This window comes from Arthrobacter sp. BK1, from assembly GCF_056680055.1.
On record NZ_CM155263.1, the window covers coordinates 2,394,663 to 2,416,501 of the forward strand.

General features: G+C 65.1%; 22 protein-coding genes. 13 read left to right on the forward strand and 9 right to left on the reverse strand.

All coding sequences use genetic code 11. The features are described 5' to 3' along the window. Positions 1 to 68: 68 nt before the first annotated feature. The 3 genes from AC1MCA_RS10835 (at position 69) to AC1MCA_RS10845 (ending at position 3,212) form a co-directional block, all read left to right on the forward strand. On the forward strand, positions 69 to 1,121 hold the full coding sequence (locus AC1MCA_RS10835; RefSeq protein WP_479796887.1) for an FUSC family protein: 1,053 nt from the start codon (positions 69 to 71) through the stop codon (positions 1,119 to 1,121). 39 nt (positions 1,122 to 1,160) lie between these two features. Further along, positions 1,161 to 1,901: an IclR family transcriptional regulator gene (locus AC1MCA_RS10840; protein ID WP_479796892.1), complete on the forward strand. Its 741-nt coding sequence runs from the start codon at positions 1,161 to 1,163 to the stop codon at positions 1,899 to 1,901. A gap of 120 nt (positions 1,902 to 2,021) precedes the next feature. Next, positions 2,022 to 3,212 (forward strand): 4-hydroxybenzoate 3-monooxygenase, encoded by a 1,191-nt coding sequence (locus AC1MCA_RS10845; protein ID WP_479796897.1) that lies wholly within the window; start codon positions 2,022 to 2,024, stop codon positions 3,210 to 3,212. 69 nt (positions 3,213 to 3,281) lie between these two features. On the opposite strand, the gene AC1MCA_RS10850 is transcribed toward AC1MCA_RS10845, so the two are convergent. Next, positions 3,282 to 3,821, reverse strand: coding sequence for a TetR/AcrR family transcriptional regulator (locus tag AC1MCA_RS10850; protein ID WP_479796902.1), 540 nt, complete (start codon positions 3,819 to 3,821; stop codon positions 3,282 to 3,284). Positions 3,822 to 3,877: 56 nt separating this feature from the next. Here AC1MCA_RS10850 and AC1MCA_RS10855 point away from each other — a divergent pair, with 56 nt between their 5' ends. Beyond that, on the forward strand, positions 3,878 to 4,933 hold the full coding sequence (locus tag AC1MCA_RS10855; RefSeq protein WP_479796905.1) for an FAD-dependent monooxygenase: 1,056 nt from the start codon (positions 3,878 to 3,880) through the stop codon (positions 4,931 to 4,933). Positions 4,934 to 4,947: 14 nt separating this feature from the next. On the opposite strand, the gene AC1MCA_RS10860 is transcribed toward AC1MCA_RS10855, so the two are convergent. The 5 genes from AC1MCA_RS10860 to AC1MCA_RS10880 all read right to left on the reverse strand — a co-directional run bounded on the left by AC1MCA_RS10860 (position 4,948) and on the right by AC1MCA_RS10880 (position 10,163). Continuing rightward, positions 4,948 to 6,768, reverse strand: a complete 1,821-nt coding sequence (locus AC1MCA_RS10860) for an ABC transporter permease (protein ID WP_479796908.1) — start codon at positions 6,766 to 6,768, stop codon at positions 4,948 to 4,950. Next, positions 6,765 to 7,832 (reverse strand): ABC transporter ATP-binding protein, encoded by a 1,068-nt coding sequence (locus AC1MCA_RS10865; protein WP_479796913.1) that lies wholly within the window; start codon positions 7,830 to 7,832, stop codon positions 6,765 to 6,767. Before AC1MCA_RS10865 ends, AC1MCA_RS10860 begins: the two co-directional genes overlap by 4 nt. A 48-nt stretch (positions 7,833 to 7,880) precedes the next feature. Then, positions 7,881 to 8,957, reverse strand: coding sequence for an extracellular solute-binding protein (locus AC1MCA_RS10870; RefSeq protein ID WP_479796917.1), 1,077 nt, complete (start codon positions 8,955 to 8,957; stop codon positions 7,881 to 7,883). Positions 8,958 to 9,151: 194 nt separating this feature from the next. Further along, a complete protein-coding gene (locus tag AC1MCA_RS10875) occupies positions 9,152 to 9,586 on the reverse strand; it encodes an acyl-CoA thioesterase (RefSeq protein WP_108599835.1) in 435 nt (144 codons plus the stop codon). 73 nt (positions 9,587 to 9,659) lie between these two features. Further along, entirely contained in the window at positions 9,660 to 10,163 is a 504-nt protein-coding gene (locus AC1MCA_RS10880) for a GNAT family N-acetyltransferase (RefSeq protein ID WP_108599834.1), read from the reverse strand. Between the two features lie 172 nt (positions 10,164 to 10,335). Here AC1MCA_RS10880 and AC1MCA_RS10885 point away from each other — a divergent pair, with 172 nt between their 5' ends. The 3 genes from AC1MCA_RS10885 (at position 10,336) to AC1MCA_RS10895 (ending at position 12,105) form a co-directional block, all read left to right on the forward strand. Continuing rightward, entirely contained in the window at positions 10,336 to 10,854 is a 519-nt protein-coding gene (locus AC1MCA_RS10885) for a MarR family winged helix-turn-helix transcriptional regulator (protein WP_108599833.1), read from the forward strand. A 73-nt stretch (positions 10,855 to 10,927) separates the two neighbouring features. Next, the gene (locus tag AC1MCA_RS10890; RefSeq protein ID WP_479796926.1) at positions 10,928 to 11,215 is read left to right on the forward strand and encodes a hypothetical protein; all 288 of its coding nucleotides are present in this window, start codon (positions 10,928 to 10,930) and stop codon (positions 11,213 to 11,215) included. Then, on the forward strand, positions 11,212 to 12,105 hold the full coding sequence (locus AC1MCA_RS10895) for a serine/threonine-protein kinase (RefSeq protein ID WP_479796928.1): 894 nt from the start codon (positions 11,212 to 11,214) through the stop codon (positions 12,103 to 12,105). Before AC1MCA_RS10890 ends, AC1MCA_RS10895 begins: the two co-directional genes overlap by 4 nt. On the opposite strand, the gene AC1MCA_RS10900 is transcribed toward AC1MCA_RS10895, so the two are convergent. Both AC1MCA_RS10900 and purB read right to left on the reverse strand, forming a co-directional pair. Beyond that, positions 12,102 to 12,779, reverse strand: coding sequence for a histidine phosphatase family protein (locus tag AC1MCA_RS10900; protein ID WP_479796930.1), 678 nt, complete (start codon positions 12,777 to 12,779; stop codon positions 12,102 to 12,104). The two genes, AC1MCA_RS10895 and AC1MCA_RS10900, sit on opposite strands and share 4 nt — an antisense overlap. Positions 12,780 to 12,905: 126 nt before the next feature. Continuing rightward, on the reverse strand, positions 12,906 to 14,348 hold the full coding sequence (purB, locus tag AC1MCA_RS10905) for an adenylosuccinate lyase (RefSeq protein WP_479796932.1): 1,443 nt from the start codon (positions 14,346 to 14,348) through the stop codon (positions 12,906 to 12,908). A gap of 153 nt (positions 14,349 to 14,501) precedes the next feature. Here purB and AC1MCA_RS10910 point away from each other — a divergent pair, with 153 nt between their 5' ends. Both AC1MCA_RS10910 and AC1MCA_RS10915 read left to right on the forward strand, forming a co-directional pair. Further along, entirely contained in the window at positions 14,502 to 14,804 is a 303-nt protein-coding gene (locus AC1MCA_RS10910) for a hypothetical protein (RefSeq protein ID WP_479796935.1), read from the forward strand. Beyond that, positions 14,804 to 16,261 carry an alpha/beta hydrolase family protein gene (locus AC1MCA_RS10915; protein WP_479796938.1) on the forward strand — a complete coding sequence of 486 codons (1,458 nt, stop codon included), beginning with the start codon at positions 14,804 to 14,806 and terminating at the stop codon, positions 16,259 to 16,261. Before AC1MCA_RS10910 ends, AC1MCA_RS10915 begins: the two co-directional genes overlap by 1 nt. Before the next feature lie 35 nt (positions 16,262 to 16,296). Here the strand turns inward: AC1MCA_RS10915 and AC1MCA_RS10920 are convergent, their stop codons facing one another. Continuing rightward, positions 16,297 to 16,725, reverse strand: coding sequence for a phage holin family protein (locus AC1MCA_RS10920; RefSeq protein WP_479796941.1), 429 nt, complete (start codon positions 16,723 to 16,725; stop codon positions 16,297 to 16,299). 83 nt (positions 16,726 to 16,808) lie between these two features. Between AC1MCA_RS10920 and AC1MCA_RS10925 the strand changes: the two genes are divergently transcribed. From AC1MCA_RS10925 to AC1MCA_RS10940, 4 genes are all read left to right on the forward strand, one after another. Beyond that, the gene (locus tag AC1MCA_RS10925) at positions 16,809 to 17,927 is read left to right on the forward strand and encodes a histidinol-phosphate transaminase (protein WP_479796943.1); all 1,119 of its coding nucleotides are present in this window, start codon (positions 16,809 to 16,811) and stop codon (positions 17,925 to 17,927) included. Positions 17,928 to 18,076: 149 nt separating this feature from the next. Next, on the forward strand, positions 18,077 to 19,336 hold the full coding sequence (locus tag AC1MCA_RS10930) for a thiamine pyrophosphate-dependent dehydrogenase E1 component subunit alpha (RefSeq protein ID WP_479796945.1): 1,260 nt from the start codon (positions 18,077 to 18,079) through the stop codon (positions 19,334 to 19,336). Next, positions 19,336 to 20,316 (forward strand): alpha-ketoacid dehydrogenase subunit beta, encoded by a 981-nt coding sequence (locus tag AC1MCA_RS10935; RefSeq protein WP_479796946.1) that lies wholly within the window; start codon positions 19,336 to 19,338, stop codon positions 20,314 to 20,316. The genes AC1MCA_RS10930 and AC1MCA_RS10935 overlap by 1 nt, the downstream gene beginning before the upstream one ends. A gap of 46 nt (positions 20,317 to 20,362) precedes the next feature. Further along, a complete protein-coding gene (locus AC1MCA_RS10940; protein WP_479796949.1) occupies positions 20,363 to 21,838 on the forward strand; it encodes a dihydrolipoamide acetyltransferase family protein in 1,476 nt (491 codons plus the stop codon). The last annotated feature ends 1 nt before the right edge of the window (position 21,839 follow it).

Sequence of the window (21,839 nt, forward strand, 5' to 3'; positions counted from 1 at the left end):
GACGGTGTTTCGGGGGTGTTGCCCTGCCGTTCCGATTATGCGAAAGGTCCAGGCCCTAGGATCGAAAGGTGAAGTTCCTCGCTGACATGTTCAGCATTGCCCCCGGCAACAAGGACCACCACCCCGCCCTGCGCTGCGCCGTGGGGGTGTTTGTGCCCCTGATCACCCTGGTGCTGCTGGGCCGGCTGGATCTGGCCATCTTCGCGTCGTTCGGCGCGTTTACCGGAATCTACGGGCGCGGGGAACCCCACGGCACCCGCTTTGTGCTGCAGCTCCGGGCGGGCCTGCTGATGCTCCTGGTCATGTTCCTGGCAGCCCTCGCGGCCCGGTTGGGTGGCGCCTGGGGGTTGGACGCGATGGCTGCCACGTGGTTCCTGGTCCTGGCCACCACACTGGTGGCCGGCGGCTGCTCCCTGGTGATTTCCCTGCTGCGTCTTCGGCCGGGCGGCTCGCTGTTCCATATCTTCGCATTCGCAGCCATCGCCTCCATCCCCAACCAGCCACCCCTGGGGGAGGCCATGCTGGTTGCCGCGCTCGCCACTGTGCTTTCACTGGTTATTGGTTTCTCGTCACGGATTCTCCCCAGCCACCGCACACCCTGGGTACGGCCGCCGCATATCCGGCGCACGCCTGGCGAAAGGCGCGCCGCCTGGCTGGAAGGCCTCGGCTACCTCGTCGCTGCGGGCGTGGCCGGCACCCTGGCCACCCTGGCGGGGCAGTGGCTGGGATTCGGCCACAATTATTGGGCCATGGTGGCTGCCGTGGTGCCGCTCGTGGGGCACACCACGCGGCACCGTATCAGCCGCGGCGTCCAGAGGATCATCGGGACAGTGCTGGGCCTGGCGGTCCTCGCCGCTATCCTCCTGCTCGGCCTGGAACCGTGGCAGACAGTGCTGGTGATGGCGCTCTGCCAGTTCGGCGCAGAGATGTTCATCATCCGGCAGTACTTGCTGGCGCAGGTCTTCATCACACCTCTGGCCCTGATCTCCACGCTGCTGGTGGTACCTTCCTCGCCCGCCCTCCTGCTCCGGGACCGGATCATCGAAACGGTGATCGGTGCCGCCGTGGGGGTTGGCGTGGTGCTGGCTCCTGCAGCCTGGCGGCGGCTGCGCGGGCTGTAGTCTGGAGACAGATCGCACCATTGAACGGAAGCAGCAGCCATGGCCAACTCGACGTCCGGTGATTCTGTGGTCGACCGGGTGGTCCGGGTCATCTCCGCCTTCCCTGAGGGCGTGAGCAGCCTCCAGCTCTCCGAGCTCGCCGCACGCTCCGGGCTGCCGCTCACCAGCGCCCACCGCATCGTGCGGCAGCTCTCAGCCCATGGCCTGCTCGAAACGGGCGACGGCGGTAACGTCCGGCTCGGCCTGCGGCTCTGGGAGTTGGTGAACCGCAATTCGCCCACCCTGGCCCTGCGGCAGGCTGCCCTTCCCTTTATGGAGGACATCCAGCAGGTACTCAACCAGAATGTGAACCTGGCGGTCTTAGATGGCTGGGAGGCGCTGTTTGTGGAGCGGATGTCGCGCCGAGGATCCGTTGCCAACCGGGCGAAAGTGGCCGGGCGGATGCCGGTCCACGTGTCCTCGGCAGGGCTGGCCCTGATGGCGCATCAGGAGAAGTCCCTCCAGGCGGACTACCTCACGCAGTTCACTGATCCGGCCGGCAGGCTCACTCCGGACGCCGTCAGGCTGCTCCTGGCCGAGACGGCACACCAGGGGTTTGCGCAGTTGGCAGGCGTCGTGGATCCGGACACCTGGGGCATTGCCGTCCCCGTCCTGGACGTAAGGCAGCGCGCAGTGGCTGCGCTCGGCGTCGTTGTTCCGTTGCAGGAGATGCGCCTGCAGGCGCTGGTTCCGGCCCTGCAGACCGCCGCCCGTGGCATCGCGAGGCAGCTCATTGACTGAACTCGTCCTTCCATTCAACGGAAGCGGTCTATGGGGAGTCGGGGCAGGCGGCGGACACTGTTAGCAGACGCATCCACGACTCCTGCCGGGCAGGAGTCCCGCAACGAAGCGAGACGAGTCATGGCACCACGCAAGGTCATCACCACCCAAGTCGCCATCATGGGCGCCGGCCCCGCAGGGCTGATGCTTTCCCACCTGCTGGCAAAGTCAGGCATCGAGTCCACCGTGATCGAGGTCCGCAGCCACAAGGAAATCTCGGAGACGGTCCGCGCCGGTATCCTCGAGCACGGCACCGTCAACATGCTGGTGGACAGCGGAGCGTCAGACCGTGTGCTCCGTGACGGGGACCGGCACGACGGCATCGAGCTGCGCTTCAACGGCGAAAGCCACCGCATCGACTTCAAGGAACTCGTCGGGGAGTCAGTGTGGCTCTACCCCCAGACGGACGTCTTCCTGGACCTCGCCGCACGGCGGAAGGCCGACGGCGGCGACGTCCGGTACAGCGTCACGGACACCAGCGTGCATGATCTGGAAGGCAAACCGAAGGTCTGGTTCACGGACGCGGACGGTGTGGAGTTCGAGATCCAGGCGGACTTCCTGGTAGGCGCGGACGGCTCGCGCAGCCACTGCCGCTTCCAGATCCCGGAGGCAAACCGCAAGTGGTATTTCCACGAGTACCCGTTCGCCTGGTTCGGCATCCTGGCCGCGGCCCCGCGCAGCTCGGACGAGCTGATCTACGCCAACTCTGACAACGGGTTCGCCCTTATCAGCCAGCGCACCGAGACCGTGCAGCGGATGTACTTCCAGTGCGATCCCAAGGAGAACGTGGCCGAATGGGACGATGACCGGATCTGGGCGGAATTCCGCAGCCGCGTCAACGGCAACGGGTTCGAGCTCAAGGAGGGCCCGGTCATCGACAAGATGGTCCTGCCCTTCCGCAGCTTTGTGCACACCCCGATGCGCCACGGGAACCTGTTCCTTGCCGGCGACGCAGCCCACACGGTTCCGCCCACCGGCGCGAAGGGCCTGAACCTGGCCATCCACGACGTCAAGGTCCTGTTCGAAGGGCTGGACTCGTTCTACGGCAACGGCTCCACCGCCCTGCTGGACTCCTTCAGCGACCGCGCGCTGGAGCGGGTGTGGAAGGCCCAGCAGTTCTCCTACTGGATGACCACCATGCTGCACACCCCCACCGACGCGGACGACTTCTCCCGGGCCCGCCAGCTCGGCGAACTGAACTCCGTGGTCTCATCGAAGCACGGCATGGCCTACCTCGCAGAGGCCTACACAGGCTGGCCGGGCCAGGCTTAGCAGTACGACGGCGGTGCTGGCGCTGCCGGAGGCGGCAGGTCGCCGTCGCGCACGGCGGCGAAAGGTGCCTCAGGGTGCCAGCAGCCGCCGGATCGCGTTGGCCACCGCGGTCTGGTCCGGCTGTTCGGCGCGCCGTGCGGTCAGCTGGTGGAGCAGGAGGCCGTCCCCATAGTCGGACACATCGCGTGCCCGAGCGCCCGCGTCCGGGATGCCCAGTCCTGTGAGGGTCTGCTCCAGGCCGCCCACCAGCCGGTAGTGTCCTGCCGTCACGGCCTCGGGCCGGTCCAGTGAGAGGGCCAGGCGGGCCCGCGTGAGGGGAGCGTGCTGCTGGAGGAGCGCCATGACCAGGGCGGCAAGCTGTTCGGCGATTTCCCCGGTGTCCTGTGGCGGGCCGGCGGGGCCGAAGCGCTGCAGCAGTTCGACATCCAGCTGCTCCAGCCGGTCCAGGACGGCCTCCACCAAGGATGCCCGGTTCCGGTAGTAATTCGACGTCGTCCCCTCCGGAAGCTGCGCCGCGGCGTCCACGGAGCGGTGGGTCAGGCCCTTCATCCCTTTGTCCGCCACGACGGATAAGGCGGCATCGATGAGTTGCGTCCGGCGGTCAGGCATATGCCAAGTCTAGTTGGGATCTTCCGTTTCACTACAAAAGTAGTAAACTCGCTCCCATGGAATCGATCTCGATCATTGGCGGCGGAATCGCGGGCCTTGCCTTGGCAGCCTGCCTGGACCACAGCCGCTTCGAAGTAACTGTCATCGAGAAGCGGCCGGAACTGCCGGTCGTTGGAACGGTGCTGGCCATGTGGCCCAACGCGCAGGGGGCGCTGGAAACGGTGGGTATCCTCGAGGACGTCAGGCGGTGCAGCCCGGCTGTCAGCAGCGGGGCCCTACGAAATGCCGCAGGGGCTCCGTGGGTAAGTTTCGACGAAAAGAATGTGGTGGCTGTCTCCCGGGTGGACCTTCTGCGCCTGCTTGACGCCGCGGTCCCGGACTCAGTCCGCCGGATCACCAGGCGGGTGGACACGGTTCCGTCCGGAGCGGATCTGGTGGTGGGTGCGGATGGCGTGCACAGCGCAGTCCGCCGAAGTGTTTGGGGCGCACAGACCGGCGCCAGGCTCACCCCTTATCTCGCAGTGCGTGGTGTGGTCCCATCACCGGTCAATCCTGACCATGTGGGGGAGTACTGGGGCCGTGGGGACCTGTTCGGCATTGGCCCCATCGCTACCGGGACCTTGTGGTTCGCAAGCTACCGTTCCGAACTTGGGCCCACCGGCATCGACGTCGCGTCAACGCTCGAGGAGGTCAGGCGGCGCTACTCAGGGCACGGGCCTGCCATCCGCCAGGTACTCGCCGGGGCCACTCCCGGGCTCACGCTGGCCCAGCGGATCTGGACTACTCCTCTGCTGCGGTCCTACGTCCGCGGCAACACCATCCTGATTGGCGACGCCGCACATGCCATGACGCCCAACCTCGGCCGCGGCGCCTGTGAATCGCTGGTGGACGCAGCCACGTTGGCCGGCCTGCTCAATACCCGGCCCCGCGCAGAGGCGCTGCGCACCTACGACCGCTCGCGCCGGCTCCGCACCCAGGGCATGAGCCTTGCATCTTCGGCGATGGGGCGGGTGGCTCTCGCCGAGACTGCCCAGCCGCTGCGGGACCGGCTCCTCGCCCTGGCCGGACGGCGGACAGCACGCACCGCCGTCGGAAGCGGTTCCACCCGGTAGCCGGCCGGCCGGGCTCAGCGTACCGGCGCCGCGGGTTCCTTACCGCCCGGGACGCCGCCTGGAACTTCAGCCAGGACGGGGCCCGGAACAGTCGGGGCCACCGCCACGCCCGGCCGCTTCCCCGAGGTGCCCCGGCGGCTGGAGCGGCCGTAGACCAGGTACATGGTCACGCCGGTGATCACCATCAGCAGCACGGTGTAGACAAAGGTGTTCGCCACCCCTTGGACCCCTTCAGCGCCGTCGGTGTTCGCTTTGATCACCAGGCCGAGCGGCTGGACGAGGGGGTGGGCCAGGAAGATGGCGGTGTCGTAGTCGTCCAGCATGCTGTTGAAGTTCAGGGCCGTGATAGCCGCGGCGGCGGGCAGGACCAGCGGGAGCAGGATGCGGCGGAAGACGTACAGCGTTTTGGCGCCCATGATGGCCGCCGCTTCCTCCAGGGAAGAGTTGACCGAGGCAAAAGAGGCTTTGAGCATCCGCAGCGTGAAGGGAATCTTGACCGTCACGAAGGCAATCAGCAGGATTACCGTGGTCCCGGTGAGGACCGCTCCGCCCACCAGGGGATTCGGGTGGTCGTAGCTGAGGATCAGGCCCAGTGCCAGCAGCGCTGAGGGCAGGACCCAGGGGATGTGGAGCAGGTACTCGAACACCGTGCTGACCCAGTTCTTGTACTTCTGCAGCAGCCGGGCCACAAACAGCAGCCCGCCCACGGCGATGACCGCGGCCAGCGCGCTGTAGATAACGCTGACAATGAACGGCCGGAGGCCCGATGGCTGGGTCAGGACATGGATGTAGTTGTCCAGGGTCAGGCTGCCGAAGGAGATCTGCCCGGTTTGGATGGCGGCGCCGTCAGCAAAGGAGTAGAGGACGATCAGGACCACCGGAAGGGTGTAGATAGCGAACAGCAGGTAGGCCAGGATGTGGACCGTGGCGTTCGCTGCGGGGCTGGTGATCTGCTGTTTCTGCAGCGCGGAGGACACCTTGGACACCGAGAAGTAGGTGCCGCCTTTCTCCAGCCGAGACATCACGGCCAGCATCAGGATCGTGGCCACACCCAGGATGACGGCCAGCAGGGCGGCCAGATCCCGGGACGTGGGGCTGTTGGTGAACGTCAGGATCATCGGCGTGATGGTCTGGAAATCCCGCCCGCCCAGCACCTGCGGAGCGCTCAGGGCACCCAGGCCGGTGAGGAAGGACAGGATGGTGACCGCGAACAGGGTGGGTTTGAGCATCGGCAGCACTATCCGGCGCAGAATGGTCCACGTTGAGGCGCCCAGGTTCTTGGCCGCCTCGATGGTCTGGTAATCAACACCCTTCAGGGCATTGGCCACGAACAGCATGTGGTTGGTGGTGGTGGCGAAGGTCATCACCACCAGGACGGCGAAGAACCCCGAGAACCACGCCGGATCCATCCCGGGAAAGACCTTCACCAGGAGCGAGGTGACAATTCCCTTGTCCCCGTAGATGAACTTGTAGCCCGCGGCCAGCACAATGCCGCCGTAGATGAACGTCGAGGCGTAGCCCAGGAACAGGATCCTCGATCCGCGGATTTTGAAGTAATGCGTGACCAGCACAATGAAGATGCCCACCACATTGACGGTGATGGACAGTGCCACAGCCAGGAGGAAACTGTTGCCCAGGGACTTCATGGCCCGCTGTGAAGAGAACAGCTTCTCCGCTGCGCGGCCGGAGAAATTGCCGTCCGGAAAGAACGTGACCATCAGGACGTTCAGGTTGGGCCACACCAGGAAGGCGGCGATGAACCACGTGAGGACCACGCCCACGATCAGCACAAACGGGGAGCGGAGCATGCCTTTGGTCGAGGAGGGGGTGCTCATGGCAGGGCCACTGGCTCGCCCTGCCTGTCCAGGGCCAGCCCGGTATCCCGGTCATACTGCAGGATGTGGTTGGGCTGGACATAAACGGTGGTGTCCGCACCGGGTTCCGGCTGCACACCGCCGTCCTCTTTGACGAGCAGGCGGATCTCCGCCCCGTGGCTGCGGACCACATAGCGGCTGTGGAGGCCGTGGTACGTCCGTGACACCACTTGCCCGGAAAGCCCGACGGCGGTGCCTCCGTCCGCCGGTGGGGTCAGGGAGGCTTTTTCCACCCGGAGGTAGGAGTTGGCCCCGGTGCTGAGTTCCTCACCGGACGCCCTGTTCACCTCCGCCACGAACTTGGGGGTGAGCGCGGAGCTGTCGCCGATGAAGTTGCAAACAAATTCCGTGGCCGCATTGTCATAGATGTCCTGCGGTGTTCCGATCTGCTCCACCACGCCCTTGTTGAAAACAGCCACCCGGTCGCTCATGGCCAGGGCCTCATCCTGGTCGTGGGTGACATAGACCGTGGTGATCCCGAACTCGCTCTGCAGGTCCTTGAGCTGTTGCCTCAGCTGGTGCCGGAGCTTCGCATCGAGGTTGGACAGCGGCTCATCCAGCAGCAGGATCTTGGGCTTGAGCACCAGGGCGCGGGCCACGGCCACGCGTTGCTGCTGGCCACCCGAAAGCTCAGCCACGTTTTTGTGCAGCTGTTCATCGCTGAGCTCCACCCGGTGCGCTATATCGCGCACCAGGCGGTCGCTCTCGGCTGACTTTTCCTTCCGGACCCGGAGGCCGAACGCAATGTTTTCCCACACGCTCATGCTGGGGAACAGGGCATAGTTCTGGAACACCATGCCCACCTGGCGTTTGTCGCTGGGCAGCTTCGTCACGTTTTTTCCGTCCACGTGGACTGTTCCCTGGGAGGGCTCAATGAACCCTGCCAGGGTCCGCAGTGCCGTGGTCTTGCCACACCCGCTGGGGCCGAGCAAGGTGAAGAACTCCCCGGGCTTCACATGCAGGTCTAGGTTGGGAATGGCAATGAAATCGCCAAAGGAAACTTCGATGTTGTCCAAGCGGATCATGACGGAGCCTGTCTGGGTGGGACTGGAAGGAACGGGAAGGATGGCGAACTAGGGCATGTACTCGAGTTCGATCTTCTCCACCCACGGGCCCATGTTCTCCTGGACGAAGTCCCAGTCGATGTCCTGCTGCTTGAGGTCGGCGAAGAAGTCCAGCACCTCAGGGTTGGCCTGTTCTGCCGCGACCTTGTTGACCGGCATCGAGTTGAACTTCTTGGCGAATGCGCCCTGGACCTCGGCGCTGCCGTACCAGTCGATGAACTTCTGGGCTTCTTCCTTCTTGTCGGTTCCCTTGACGAGGGCAATCTGCTCCACAGCAAGCGGAACTCCTACCGACGGCATGACGGTCTCCACGTTGACCTTGAAGGTCTTCTCACGTTCGGTGATGATCGAGGACGGCATCTGGCCCATGTCCACTTCGCCCGAAGCGATGCGGGCAAACAGGTCCGTCTTCGCTACGGCCGGGCTGCCGTTCTGGAAGTACTGCTCCACCTGCTTCCAGCCCTCATCCGAGATGCCCAGGTCACCCGAATCATCCTTGTAGCGGGTGAGGATGCTCGCGAACACGAGCTGCGCAGTGGCGGTGCCCATGCCTGTGACACGCTCGTAGCGGTCCTTGAATTCGTCCTTGGTCCAGAGGTCGGTCCAGTCAGTGGGGGCGGCATCAGCCTTGATCTTGTCCGAGTTGTAGCCGAGGAGGATGGCCTGCTTTACCAGCGGCCAGTAGGCTTCACCGTCGCCGAGCTCCGCGTCCACGTCACCCGCCCAGGCCGGCTTGTACGGCTCCAGAGCGCCTTCGGCCTTGATCTGGGCGAAGTACATGTTGTTCAGTCCGAAAGCGATGTCGGCGATGGGGTTGTTCTTCTCGGCGATCAGCTTATTGGTCGCATCCGCCCCGCCTGCGCCGACAACCTCGACCTTGAAGCCCGCCTTCGTAGCCTCGGCAGTCAGCCATTCGCCGCGCCCTTCTCCATTGGAGTTGGTGTAGATGACGAGGGTTTCGCCGGAGGCACCGGCGGGCGCGGACGAAGCATCACCGGACGCGGCCGGGGTAGGGGATCCACCCCCGCAACCGGCAAGCAGGGTAGCGGCGACGACGGCGGCGGCCAAGGTTTGGAATTTTCGCACGATCAGGACTCATTTCTGGACTGGAGCGGACCGGAGCATTGTTCGGCAAGCCTATAGCTGGGCGCGTCGAATAGATGCGTCTATTGCTATCGATTTGATAAACAGCCGGGCTGATCAGTCTGGTGCGAGCACTGAAACGTTCAGCGTGCGGGAGGTGAACGGGCGGCAAACAGGCGCCGACCGCCGTCGGGCCCTCAGTCCTGTTCGAGGGTTTCCGTCAGATGGTGCGTCGGGATCCTGTCCCGGTCATAGGTAATCTCGGTGTAGCCATGGGGTTCCGGCTTGCCTGCCGGGTTGAGGTTCACAAAAACGATCTCCTCAATGGTCAGGATGCTTTGGCGGGTGATCATGTTGCGTACTTCGGCCCGCATGGTCAGTGACGTACGGCCAAAGCGGGTCGCGGTCAGACCCATTTCGATCAGGTCGCCTTGCACTGCGGAGCTCACGAAGTTGATTTCAGAGATGTATTTGGTGACAGCGCGGCCGTTTCCGAGTTGGAGAATCGCGTAGATCGCAGCCTCTTCATCGATCCACTTCAGCAGGCTTCCGCCAAACAACGTGCCATTGGCGTTGAGGTCCTCTGGGCGGACCCACTTGCGGGTGCGGAAGGTGATGTCAGCGGATTCCATACGGCGAGATTAGTCGACGGCGGCGCGCGGGGCGCAGTGGCGGAGGCAGTGTGACGGCGTCAACCCTTACTGCTCAGGCCATGGCGGTGTGCGCTGCGCTGTGGGAATCGATCACCTTGGCGTAGCAGTACGAGTGCGCCACTCCGATATAGGCGCCGAAGTTGGGGACGGGTTCGAAGCCGGAGTTCTGGTAGAAGTTGCGGCCATCCGGCTGTGCTGAGCCGGCCTCCGCCTTGACCCGGGTGATGCCCTGTTTGTAGGCCTCGGCCTCGAGTGCCGCCAGGATGGAGCTCGCCACCCCTGAACCCCGGGTGTAGGGGAGCACGTAGAGTCGCTTGATTTCAGCGGTGACGCTGTCCAGGAGCCTCAGTCCGCCGCACCCCACCGGCTGCCCGGAGGCTTTGTCATATGCCACCAGGAATACGGCGCAGTCAGCGCTCGACGGCGGGGTCCCCGGTTCGTGGTCAGGGGTACCGAAGCGGGCGTCCAGTTCGGCCTGTTGTGCCCTGCGCAGATCAGCTCCCACTGGGTTGGACCATGTAACGGACCTGATGCTGAGACGGGGATTGGTCTGCATGACTGCCTCGATTCCGGCGAACTCGATGTGGCGAAGGGCTATGCGTACCAAGCCTAGGAGTGCGCCGTTAACGCTGTGTTTCCCCGGCGTAAGCAAAGCGATAACCCTGAGGGTGCCTGCTTGCGACGACTTTGCATGGAAGCCTAGATACAAGACGGGCTAATGTTATGGCATGGCTTCCATTGACAACGAGGGTTCCGGGTACTGGTACGGGCCGGACGGCCAGCTGGACTACAGTGCAGCCGTTCTCAAGTCGCTGAGGGACTACCGGACCGCCGAAACCGCCGTGCGCCGCTCCACCCGCGACTCCATGGGGATGGGTGAAACGGACATCCTGGCCCTCCGTTACCTCCTGCGTGTGCAGGCCTCCGGTCAGACGGCAGTACCCAAGGACCTCAGCCGGTTCCTGGGGATAACCAGCGCCTCCACCACCTCCCTGATCGATCGGCTCGTGGAGAGCGGCCATGTACGCCGTGAGCCGCACCCCACTGACCGCCGTTCCGTGGTGGTGGTTCCTACGGTCGAATCGGACAAGGAAGTCCGGGTGACCCTGGGCGGCATGCACCGCCGCATGATGGCAGTGGCCGAGGGGCTTTCTGCCGAGGATGCGCGCGTTGTGGTGGACTTCCTGCGGCGCATGGCCGAAGCGCTGGAAGGTGAGCGCCGACACCCGACCGAAGAAAGTATCTAGCCTGACTAGTTAGTTGGACTATATATATGTATGCTTACGATTGTTCAGTCCTTGGAGATGGAGTCGTAGGCCGATGGTCACTTTTGAGCGGTGTTCTGAGATAGGCATGCAGTTCGACGAACGGCAGCATCCAGGGACAGGCGGCACGCCGCTCCACTGCAACGAACCGATGGACCTGGTGACACCGGCTGTCGGCGCCGAGGGCGCCGGCTACTCTTTCGATGACGAGGATGGGCCCGTGCAGCTGCCGCCGGTGTGGCGCTGCGGCTGCGGGTTTCAACTGGATGCCTGGGCTGCGCCTGAGGCATCGGCGGGCTTTGTTGCCGGCATGGCCCCCGCGGCCATGCACACGGGCCGTTGAGCATTTCCGCAGGCCGGGCCGAGGCCACCGGCCGTTTCCAACTGCGCGAACGCCTGGGCCGCGGCTCCCTGGCTGTGGTTTTCCGCGCGATCGACCAGTCAGACTTCCGTGAGGTGGCTGTCAAAGTCGCCGCGGAGCCTGGCCGGAAGGCGCACGAACGCATCCACAACGAAGCCAGGGTTCTTGCATCCCTGGCACACCCCTCCATCATCGGTTTCATCGCCGAGGGCATCATGCCTGCCGGCGGACCCCTCGCCGACCGGCCGTATTTGGTGGAAGAACTGGCTCTTGGTACCAGCCTCCTGGAGGTCATCCGGACCGGTCCCCGCGGCCCGGCGGACGTGGCGCCCTGGGCAGTGGGCATGTTCGAGGCGTTGAATCACATCCACACCAACGCCCTGGTGCACTGCGACATCAAGCCGGCAAACCTCATGCTCAGTGGCCTCCGGCGGAGTCCGGTGCGCCTCGTCGACTTCGGCATCGCCTCACAGGTTGGAGCCGCGCCCCAAGCCGGCATCTCGTCGGGAACCGTCCACTACATGAGCCCGGAGCAGGCCTCCGGTGGCGCCGCGCAGCCTGCCTGGGATGTCTACGCCATGGGGCTTGTCCTCCTTGAACTGATGACGGGGAAGAAGGCATTTCCCGGCACGGCAGTTGAATCCCTGGTGGCCCGGACGCTCCGGAACCCTGGGATTCCGCAGAACCTGGGCCCTGGCTGGGAGCCCCTGCTGCGGGCATTGACGGCCATGGATCCCCTGGAACGGCCCTCGGCCGCCGAAGCAGCTGCCTGGGTTGGGCGGCTTCTCCCGGCGGTCTCATACCCCGATTTCACCCACCGCCGGCCGCGGAGCGCGTGGTGCCCAAGCCAGAGGCAGCGGCTGCCGGCCTAGCTCGATTTGTCCTGGCCGGTCGGGTCCTCGGCTGTAGGGTCCGCCAGGGCGAGGCCGCCAACCGGGCTTCCATCCCAATGGATCAGCTTCCAGCCGGCGTCGGGGTCCCCTTCCAACGCCACAATTCCGGTGTTGGACAGCACATGCTTCGCGGCAAACTCGTGGTCTGCGCCGTCGGCCCTTAGACCAGCCCAGGTGCGGATAGCGGCACCATGGCTGACAACGGCGGCCACTCCCTTGTCACCTCCGCGGACGGCGCGTTCGGCAATCAGGGTGATGGCGGCGTCGAACCGGCCAAAGAACTCGTGCCCGTCGGGACCGGCAGGCATCCTGCGGTCCAGGTCCCCGGCTGCCCACGCAAAAACCGTCCCCATGTAGTGCTTATGCGATTCCTTATCGGTCAGCTTTTCCAGCGACCCGGCTTCGATTTCATGCAGTCCGTCCAGCACTTCCACCTCAACGCCGAGCAGCCGGGAAAGCGGGGCAGCAGTGATCTGTGTCCGGAGGAGGGTGGAGGCGTAGAGCGAACCGATCGGCTCGTTCACCAGTGACCGCGCCATCGCCTCGGCCTGCCGTTCGCCCAGTTCGGTCAGCCCTGGCCCGGGGTGCGCGGTGTCCAACTGGCCGAGTACGTTGCCGGGGGTCTGTCCATGACGGATGAGGAGCAGCTTCATGGACCCAGTTTCGCACCTCAGCGGCGGCGCCGGGCCCACAGAGCCCGGCGCCGCCGTCGTAATTTATGCTGGCTGGGCGTTCAGCCCCGGCAACCGGGACGGAGCTACCTGCCGCGCGGGCTCCTCCTACTTGAGGTGGTCCACCAGCTGATCGGCGATGCCGGTGTACTTGCCGGGCGTGAGTGCGAGCAGCCGCGCCTCGGCCTCGGCAGACAGGCCCAGGCTCTGGACGAATTCCTGCATGCGGGCGGCGTCCACGCGCTGGCCACGGGTAAGGTCCTTAAGCCGCTCATAAGGGTTCTCCATGCCCTCGACGCCGGCGATCGCCTCGGCGCGCATGACCATCTGGATGGCCTCGCCCAGGACTTCCCAGTTGGTGTCCAGGTCCGCAGCGAGGACGTCTTCGGCGACGTCGAGGCGGTCCAGGCCCTTGGCCACATTGGAGATGGCCAGGAGGGAGTGGCCGAACGCCACGCCGATGTTGCGCTGGCTGGAGGAGTCCGTGAGGTCGCGCTGCCAGCGGGAGGTCACCAGCGTGGAACCGAGGACGTCCAGCAGGCCGGAGGAAATCTCCAGGTTGGCCTCGGCGTTTTCGAAGCGGATCGGGTTGACCTTGTGCGGCATGGTGGAGGATCCGGTGGCGCCGGCCACGGGGATCTGCGCGAAGTAGCCGATGGAGATGTAGCTCCAGATGTCCGTGCAGACGTTGTGCAGGATCCGGTTGAACCGCGCGACGTCGGCGTACAGCTCTGCCTGCCAGTCATGGCTTTCGATCTGGGTGGTCAGCGGGTTCCAGGTCAGGCCAAGGCCCTCCACGAACGATTTGGAGACCTGTTGCCAGTCCGCGCCCGGAACCGATGCCACGTGGGCCGCGTACGTGCCGGTGGCGCCGTTGATCTTGCCCAGGTATTCGGTCCTGGCAATCCGGTCCAGCTGGCGGGTCAGGCGGTGGGCGATGACGGCCAGTTCCTTGCCCAGCGTGGTGGGCGTGGCCGGCTGGCCGTGCGTACGGGACAGCATGGGCACGGCGCGGTTATCCGCTGCCATGGCGCTGATCTGCGCCACGAGGTCACGGGCTGCAGGCAGCCACACGTCCTCCACAGCGCCCTTGACGCCGAGGGCGTAGGAAAGGTTGTTGATGTCCTCGGAGGTGCAGCCGAAATGCACCATGGCGGTCAGGTTTTCGATGCCGATGGCCGGGAGGCGGCGGCCGATGTAGTACTCCACGGCCTTGACGTCGTGGACCGTAACGGCTTCGATCTCGGCAAGCTCGGAGACTGATGAGGCGTCGAATTCAGTGACGATTGCCCGCAGCTGGTCCTGCTGCTCCGCGGTGAGCGGGCCTGCGCCGGGCAGGACATTGTTACCCGTCAGGTGGATGAGCCACTCGACTTCAACAGCCACCCGGTCGCGGTTCAATGCTGCCTCGGACAGGTAGTCAACGAGGGGTGCGACGGCGGACTGGTAGCGGCCGTCCAGCGGGCCCAGGGCGATCTGCTCCGATGACGCGGCGAGGGCAAGGCGTCCGGAGGGCGTGCGGGTATCAGCTGGGGCGGCAGTTTCAGGCATGTGCTGATTGTTTCATGAACTCCCAGGCGCTGCTTAAGCGGGAACCTGGTGTGACTTGTCCACATAGCCGACGCCGGTGCTTCCGGGGGCGGGTGCTGTTCCGTAGCGTCGGCACGTACAACACCACAGAACAGGTGAGGGGAACAGGCAGGCATGAGCGGGGACTTGGGGGCAGGGGACCTGGCGGCACGTATGTCGCGGGCCTATGAGGTCCTGCAGTTGGCCGGGCGGGTAGCCAGGTGTACAGAGCAGGTGGAGAACGTTGTTTACAGCTTCCGGGAAATCCAGCTGCTCGAATGGCAGTCACCGGCCGGGCGGGCCTACCGGAATTCTGTGGCACTCCAGGAGGCCGCGCTCGGCCGGGTACGGGTTCGGCTGCATGACGCCTCGGCTGCGGTGCACCGCCATGCCCGGGAGGTTGCATCCCAGGCAGGCACAACGGCCGGGCGGTACTGATGGCCGAGGTGACGCCGTCCGGCAGCGGCGGCCCCATCTCGCTGACCGGGCCTGCGATGGACGGGGCACTCGAAATCAGGGGCGGTATCGGCGGCATGACGTTCCAGCTTGAGGAACTCATCCACGGTGCCGGAAAGCTCGATCATCTCGCCGACGAACTGGCCGCCGTGGAGGTCGAAGTGCACCGCATCTGGGAGGACCTGTGCGCATATCAGAACGATTCGCGGCCTTCAGGGGCCTTGGCCCTGCTGTCCGTCGGCGAAGCCGAGTGGAGCGTCCGGGCCGTCCGAGACGAGCTGCGACGGATCAGCAGCCAGGTTCGGGCCAGCCAGCGCGACTACGAGGCGGCGGAGGTGTTGGCGGACCTTTCGCGCGGTGCCGGTGCCGGGCTGGGAGACCCCGGGGCCCTTGGCCGACAGGCGGGAGATCTCTGGCTGGGCCATGCCCTCAACGGAGAAACCGCGGAACAGATCGTCGGTCCGTTGGCGCTGGGGGTCCTGCTGGCAGTCTCACCGGAACGCTTTGCCGTGGCGGTCGGGGCCGATCTGGCTGCCGGCAGGCACATAGCAGCTGCCGTTCCCTTGCTCACCGGCGTTGCAGGGCAGGACATCCGGATCCTGCAGCCGCGTGCTGTTACGGGTGACCGGCGGGAGACGCTGCCCATCGGGTTCGATGGTTCGCCCGCAGCGCTCCTGGAGCGGGCGCGGATCGTCAATGAACGCGGCGAAGGCTATATCGAGGTGGTCGAGGTGGATAACGATGGGAAGAAGGCGTTCGTGGTGGTGATCCCCGGTACCCAGACCGGGGGCGAAATGGGTGGCAGCAACCCCTTTGACGAAGCAGGGATTGCTGAAGGACTTGGTCATCGCTCCAAGGAAATCAATGCTGCCGTCTTGCAGGCCCTGCGGGCTGCAGGGGCCGAAACCGGGGCGCCCGTTGTTGCCGTGGGCTACAGCCAGGGCGGAATCCATGCCATGAACCTTGCCACCGACGAGCTGTTTCTCAACGAGTACGACATGAAGTATGTCCTCACAGCCGGCTCCCCGGTGGGTGGGATCGTTCCTGCCGCCGGGATCAGCACCCTGCATCTGGAGCACCGGCAGGACTGGGTTCCGGGAAGTGACGGGACGCCCGGCCCCGACTCAAGGAACCGGGTCACCGTGACTTTGAATGGTCCTGTCCACACGCCGGAGGGGGAGGACCCCGGCCTTGGGCCTGGCCACCGGCTCACCAACTATGAAGAAGGCGCCCGGCTTGTTTCGGCCAGCGCGGACCCCTCGCTTGTGGCATCGACGGCCGTCCTTGGCGGCGTGCTCGGCGCGGGCAGTACGGCGATGGCCACCCGTTTCGCACTTTCCCGCACGAAGGCGCCCGAGCCACAGACCGTCACGGCGCCTCAGCCGACGCCCCGGCCGCAGTCCCCACCCAAGCCGCCGGAAGTCAGCGCCGGCCGGTAGTCAGCTCCGGCGGGCAGCTGACGCCGTGCCCGCTGTCAGCGCCGCCGGCCGCCGGGAACCCGGCCGGCCACGAGCGAGATAAGCGTGATGATGATGGCGGCGAGTACCGCTGTCCAGAAGAAGGAGTCGATGGTGAAGTGCACCGGCGTGTAGCTGCTGATCCATGAGGTCAGGTACAGCATGGCGGCATTGATGACGATCGTGAACAGGCCCAGGGTAAGGATGGTGATGGGCAAGCTGAGGAAGCTGACCAGGGGGCGGACGAAGGCATTCACCACGCCGAAGATCAGCCCGATGAAGAGGTAGGCCAGAATGATGCCGATGGTATCCGTGCCCTGGGTTACACCCGTCTTGGCCACGGCCTCGGTGGTCGCCGACGTGGAAATATCCAGGCCCGGAAGTATCCAGCTGGCAATCCAGAGGGCCAGCCCGTTTATGAGGACCCGAACAATGAAAGATCGCATGCGTCCATGCTGTCACATTGCCCTGTGCGCCTCCTGGGCGGACACCGGCTGCACGCCCGGACATCAGAAGTAGGCTGGTCTGCATGACTTCTTCAGAGACCCTGTCCGGGGGAATCCGCCCCCGCCCGGTGGTGGCCCGGCTTCCCCGCTACGCCGCAGGTAAGCCTCCCGTCGCCGTCGAGGGATTGACCAGCTACAAGCTGTCCTCCAATGAGAACCCGTTGCCCCCCATTCCGGCAGTACTTGAAGCCATTGCAGGGCAGACGGACTTCAACCGTTACCCGGATCCGCTCAGCAGCAAACTGCGCGCGGCGCTCGCCGAATTCCTCGATGTCCCCGCCGAAGACGTCGTCACTGGCGCCGGAAGCCTGGGCGCCCTCAACCAGCTGCTGACCACCTTCGCCGGTCAGAATGATGACGGCAAGGCCGACGAAGTCATCTATGCATGGCGCTCTTTCGAGGCCTACCCCATCAGCGTGGGACTGGTGGGCGCCGAAGGCGTCCAGATCCCGCTGACCCCGGACGGGCGCCACGACCTGGATGCCATGGCGGCAGCCGTCACGGTCCGCACCCGCGTCATCCTGCTGTGCACTCCGAACAACCCCACGGGCCCCATCCTGACCGCCGCCGAAACCGAGCGGTTCATCCAGGCGGTCCCATCCGACGTTGTGGTGGTCATCGACGAGGCCTACCAGGAGTTTGTCCGGGACGACGATGCTGTCGACGGCATCAGGCTGTATCGCAAATACCCGAACGTCATAGTGCTCCGCACGTTCTCCAAGGCCCACGGCCTGGCAGGTCTCCGCGTGGGCTACAGCGTGTCCAGCCCTGAACTGACACAGTATCTTCGGGTCGCTGCCACACCCTTCGCAGTGTCACAGATCGCTGAACGGGCCGCCATCGTTTCGCTGCAGAACTACCACCAGGTTGTAGAAAGGGTACAAAGCCTCGTGGATGAACGGGTGCGCGTCACTGCCGGGCTGCGCGAACTCGGCTGGTTTGTCCCCGAGGCCCAGGGCAACTTCGTGTGGCTGGGCCTTGGCGAAAACAGCAGTGAATTTGCCGAACTCGCGGGAACCCACGCGTTGTCGGTCAGGGCATTCGGCAACGAAGGCGTGCGGGTCAGCATCGGGGAAGTGGAGGCGAACACCCGTTTCCTCGAGCTCTGTGCGGACTATACAAAGCCGCCACGGCGTTCCTAGCGCTTAACATGTAACAGCGGCGGCACCTACTGAAGATAAAGTAAGGACCAGAAAGCCAATATATATGCCATCAAGGGAATGCATTCCTTGTGGGGCATATATCCCAGCGACATTGCAACGCATCCATATGCGGCAAGCAAGGAGACGGTATGGGCGCCACACATCTGCCCTCCACCGAGTTCGACGGCACAGAGTTGGACGACCAACTCGAGGCAGAGGCGGAAGCCCAGCAGGGTGACCCGGCAGAGCCCATGATCCAGCTCCTGGCACCTGACGGGACCTTGGGCTCCGATCCCCTGTTCTCCGCCTATGCGGACCGGCTGGATGCAGAAAAGCTTCGCGGCTTCTACGCTGACATGGCCAAGATCCGCCGGTTCGATGTCGAATCAACGGCCCTCCAGCGCCAGGGCCAGCTCTCGCTCTGGGTACCGCTGACCGGCCAGGAAGCCGCGCAGATCGGTTCTGGACGGGCCAGCCAGCCGCAGGACTACATCTTCCCCACGTACCGCGAGCACGGCGTTGCCCTGACGCGCAATGTGGACCTTGCCGAACTCCTCAGGCAGTTCCGGGGCGTCTCCAACGGCGGCTGGAACCCGAAGGACACCAACTTCCACCTCTACACCCTGGTCCTTGCGGCGCAGACCCCGCATGCGGTGGGCTACGCGATGGGAATCCAGCGGGACCAGAAGCTTGCTGCGGCTGCTGCCGAGGCCGTACCGGGCCAGCCGGCGGAACCGAAAGCTGCCGTGATGGTCTATTTCGGTGACGGTGCCAGTTCCGAGGGCGACGTCCACGAATCCATGGTGTTTGCCTCCTCTTACAAAGCACCTGTGGTGTTCTTCTGCCAGAACAACCACTGGGCCATCTCAGTGCCCAGCTCGGTGCAGACCCGCATTCCACTGTCCAACCGCGCCAAGGGCTACGGTTTCCCCGGCATCCGGGTGGACGGCAATGACGTGATCGCCGTCCACGCGGTCACCGAATGGGCCCTGGAGCAAGCCCGTGAGGGCAACGGGCCGGTGCTGATCGAGGCCTTCACGTACCGCGTGGGTGCCCACACCACCGCTGACGATCCCACCAAGTACCGGGCATCCGCTGAGGAAGCCCTCTGGCGGGCCAAGGATCCGCTCGACCGCCTGGAAAAGTACCTGCGGGCGCAGGGTTTTGCAGACGACGCCTTCTTTGAACAGGTCAAGGCCGACGGCGACGACCTCGCCACGTATGTCCGCAAAACCATCCACGACTTCGAAACCCCGGACATCCGGACCTCGTTCGCCAACACCTACGTTGAAGCGCACCCCCTGGTCGCCGAGGAACTCGCGTGGTTCGAGGCGTACAGCGCCGGGTTTGCTGACACCACTGAATCCGACACGAGGCCCGCCGGGGCAGAGGACGGGGCGGCCAACTGATGACCACCATGACCATAGCCAAGGCACTGAACGAGGCCCTGCGCGCCACCCTTGGGAACAATCCGCGGTCCCTGCTCATGGGCGAGGACATCGGAGCCCTCGGCGGCGTCTACCGCGTCACCGATGGTCTCCTCGCGGAGTTCGGCGCAGACCGCGTAGTGGACACCCCGTTGGCGGAGTCAGGCATTATCGGCACCGCCATTGGCCTGGCTTTGCGCGGCTACCTGCCCGTCTGCGAGATCCAGTTCGACGGTTTTGTGTTCCCTGGCTTCAACCAGATCACCACCCAGCTGGCCAAGATGCATGCCCGCAGCAACGGCAACCTGACCGTTCCGGTGGTCATCCGGATCCCTTACGGCGGGGGAATCGGCTCAATTGAGCACCATTCGGAATCGCCGGAAGCACTGTTCGCGCACACCGCCGGCCTGCGGATCATCACGCCGTCCAACGCCCACGACGCCTACTGGATGATCCGGCAGGCCGTTGAGTGCCAGGACCCGGTGATTGTCTTCGAGCCCAAGCGCCGCTACTGGCTCAGGGGAGAAGTGGACACGGAATCACCCGGCGCCTCCGCCGACCCCTTCAAGGCACACGTGCTCCGCGAGGGCACTGACGCCACGGTGGTGGCGTACGGCCCGCTCGTGCCCGTAGCCCTCGCCGCCGCGGAAGCCGCCGCTGAGGACGGCCACAGCATCGAGGTCATTGACCTGCGCTCCATCTCCCCGATCGACTTCGATACCGTCACGGCGTCGGCGAAAAAGACCGGGCGGCTGGTGGTGGCCCACGAGGCACCTACGTTCGGCGGGATCGGCGGCGAGATCGCTGCCCGGATCAGCGAACGGGCGTTCCTTTCCCTTGAAGCTCCCGTCATCCGCGTCGGCGGCTTCCACATGCCGTATCCGGTGGCCAAGGTGGAGGAAGACTACCTCCCGGACATCGACCGGATTCTCGAGGCGCTGGACCGCGCCCTGGCCTACTAGCCGACCGCACCCTCCCCGCTCGCGCTTGCCGCTGAAAGAGGACATCATGACCCTGAACAAGTTCAACCTTCCCGACGTGGGCGAAGGCCTCACCGAGGCGGAAATCGTCGCGTGGAAGGTCAAGCCCGGGGACACTGTTGCCATCAACGATGTCCTGTGCGAGATCGAGACCGCCAAATCGCTCGTTGAGCTGCCGTCGCCCTTCGCCGGCACGGTCACCGAACTGCTGGTCCCCGAAGGGGTGACCATCGACGTCGGCACCGCCATCATCAGCGTCTCGGACGCCGTTTCCGGCGACCCGACTCCCGCTGATGTCCCCGCGCCCGCCACTCCGGTCCAGCCCCTATACGGCATGCTTCCCACGCACGACGCCGGCACTTCAGGCGGTGCCCCGGCCGGCGGTCCGCTGGTGGGATCCGGTCCGAAAGCGGACGCCGTCAAACGCCGTCCCCGGAAGGCGGCGCCCGCCGCCGCCGTGTCGCGCAACTCACCGGAAATCGAGCCTGTACAGCCGCACACACTGGCAGAAGTCACCGCACAGTGGCAGGAGACTGCTCCGGGCCAGGCCGCCGAGGCCGTCGACACCCGTCCAACGCTCGGTGGAACCATCACCGGGCTGGTGAACCGTGTCCTGGCCAAGCCGCCGGTGCGGAAAATCGCGCGGGACCTGGGAATCGACCTTGCCGATGTGGTGGCCACCGGCTCCCGCGGCGAAGTGACCCGTGAGGACCTGGTCAGTTACCAGGCCCAGCGCGACGCCGAACTGGACAAGGCCGACGGCTTCTGGGGCAAGGCCGGGAAGCCGCAGGACCAGCGCATCGAAAAGATTCCCGTCAAGGGCGTCCGCAAGGCAACGGCCCGGGCCATGGTGGAATCGGCGTTCGCCGCCCCTCACGTGAGCATCTTCGTGGACGTGGATGCCAGCCGCACCATGGAGTTCGTCAAGCGGCTGAAGGCCTCCCGCGACTTCGAAGGAATCAAGGTATCGCCCCTGCTGATCCTGGCCAAGGCAGTCATCTGGGCCGCGGCCCGGAACCCGAGCGTCAACGCCACGTGGGTGGACAATGCGGACGGAACCGACACCGCCGAGATCCACGTCAAGCACTACATGAACCTCGGCATCGCAGCAGCAACCCCGCGCGGCCTGATGGTTCCCAACATCAAGGACGCCCAGGATCTCTCGCTCAAGGAACTGGCCGTTGCCCTGAACAATCTGGCAACCACAGCCAGGGCGGGCAAGACCCAGCCGGCCCAGATGCAGGGCGGAACGCTCACCATCACCAACATCGGCGCGCTGGGGATCGACACCGGAACGCCCATCATCAACCCCGGTGAAGTGGCGATCGTGGCGTTCGGAACCATCAAGCAAAAGCCCTGGGTGCTCGACGGCGAAGTCATTCCGCGCTGGATCACCACGCTCGGCGGTTCCTTCGACCACCGGGTGGTGGACGGGGACCTGTCCGCCCGCTTTATGGCGGACGTAGCCGCCATCCTCGAGGAGCCGGCCCTCCTGCTGGACTAGT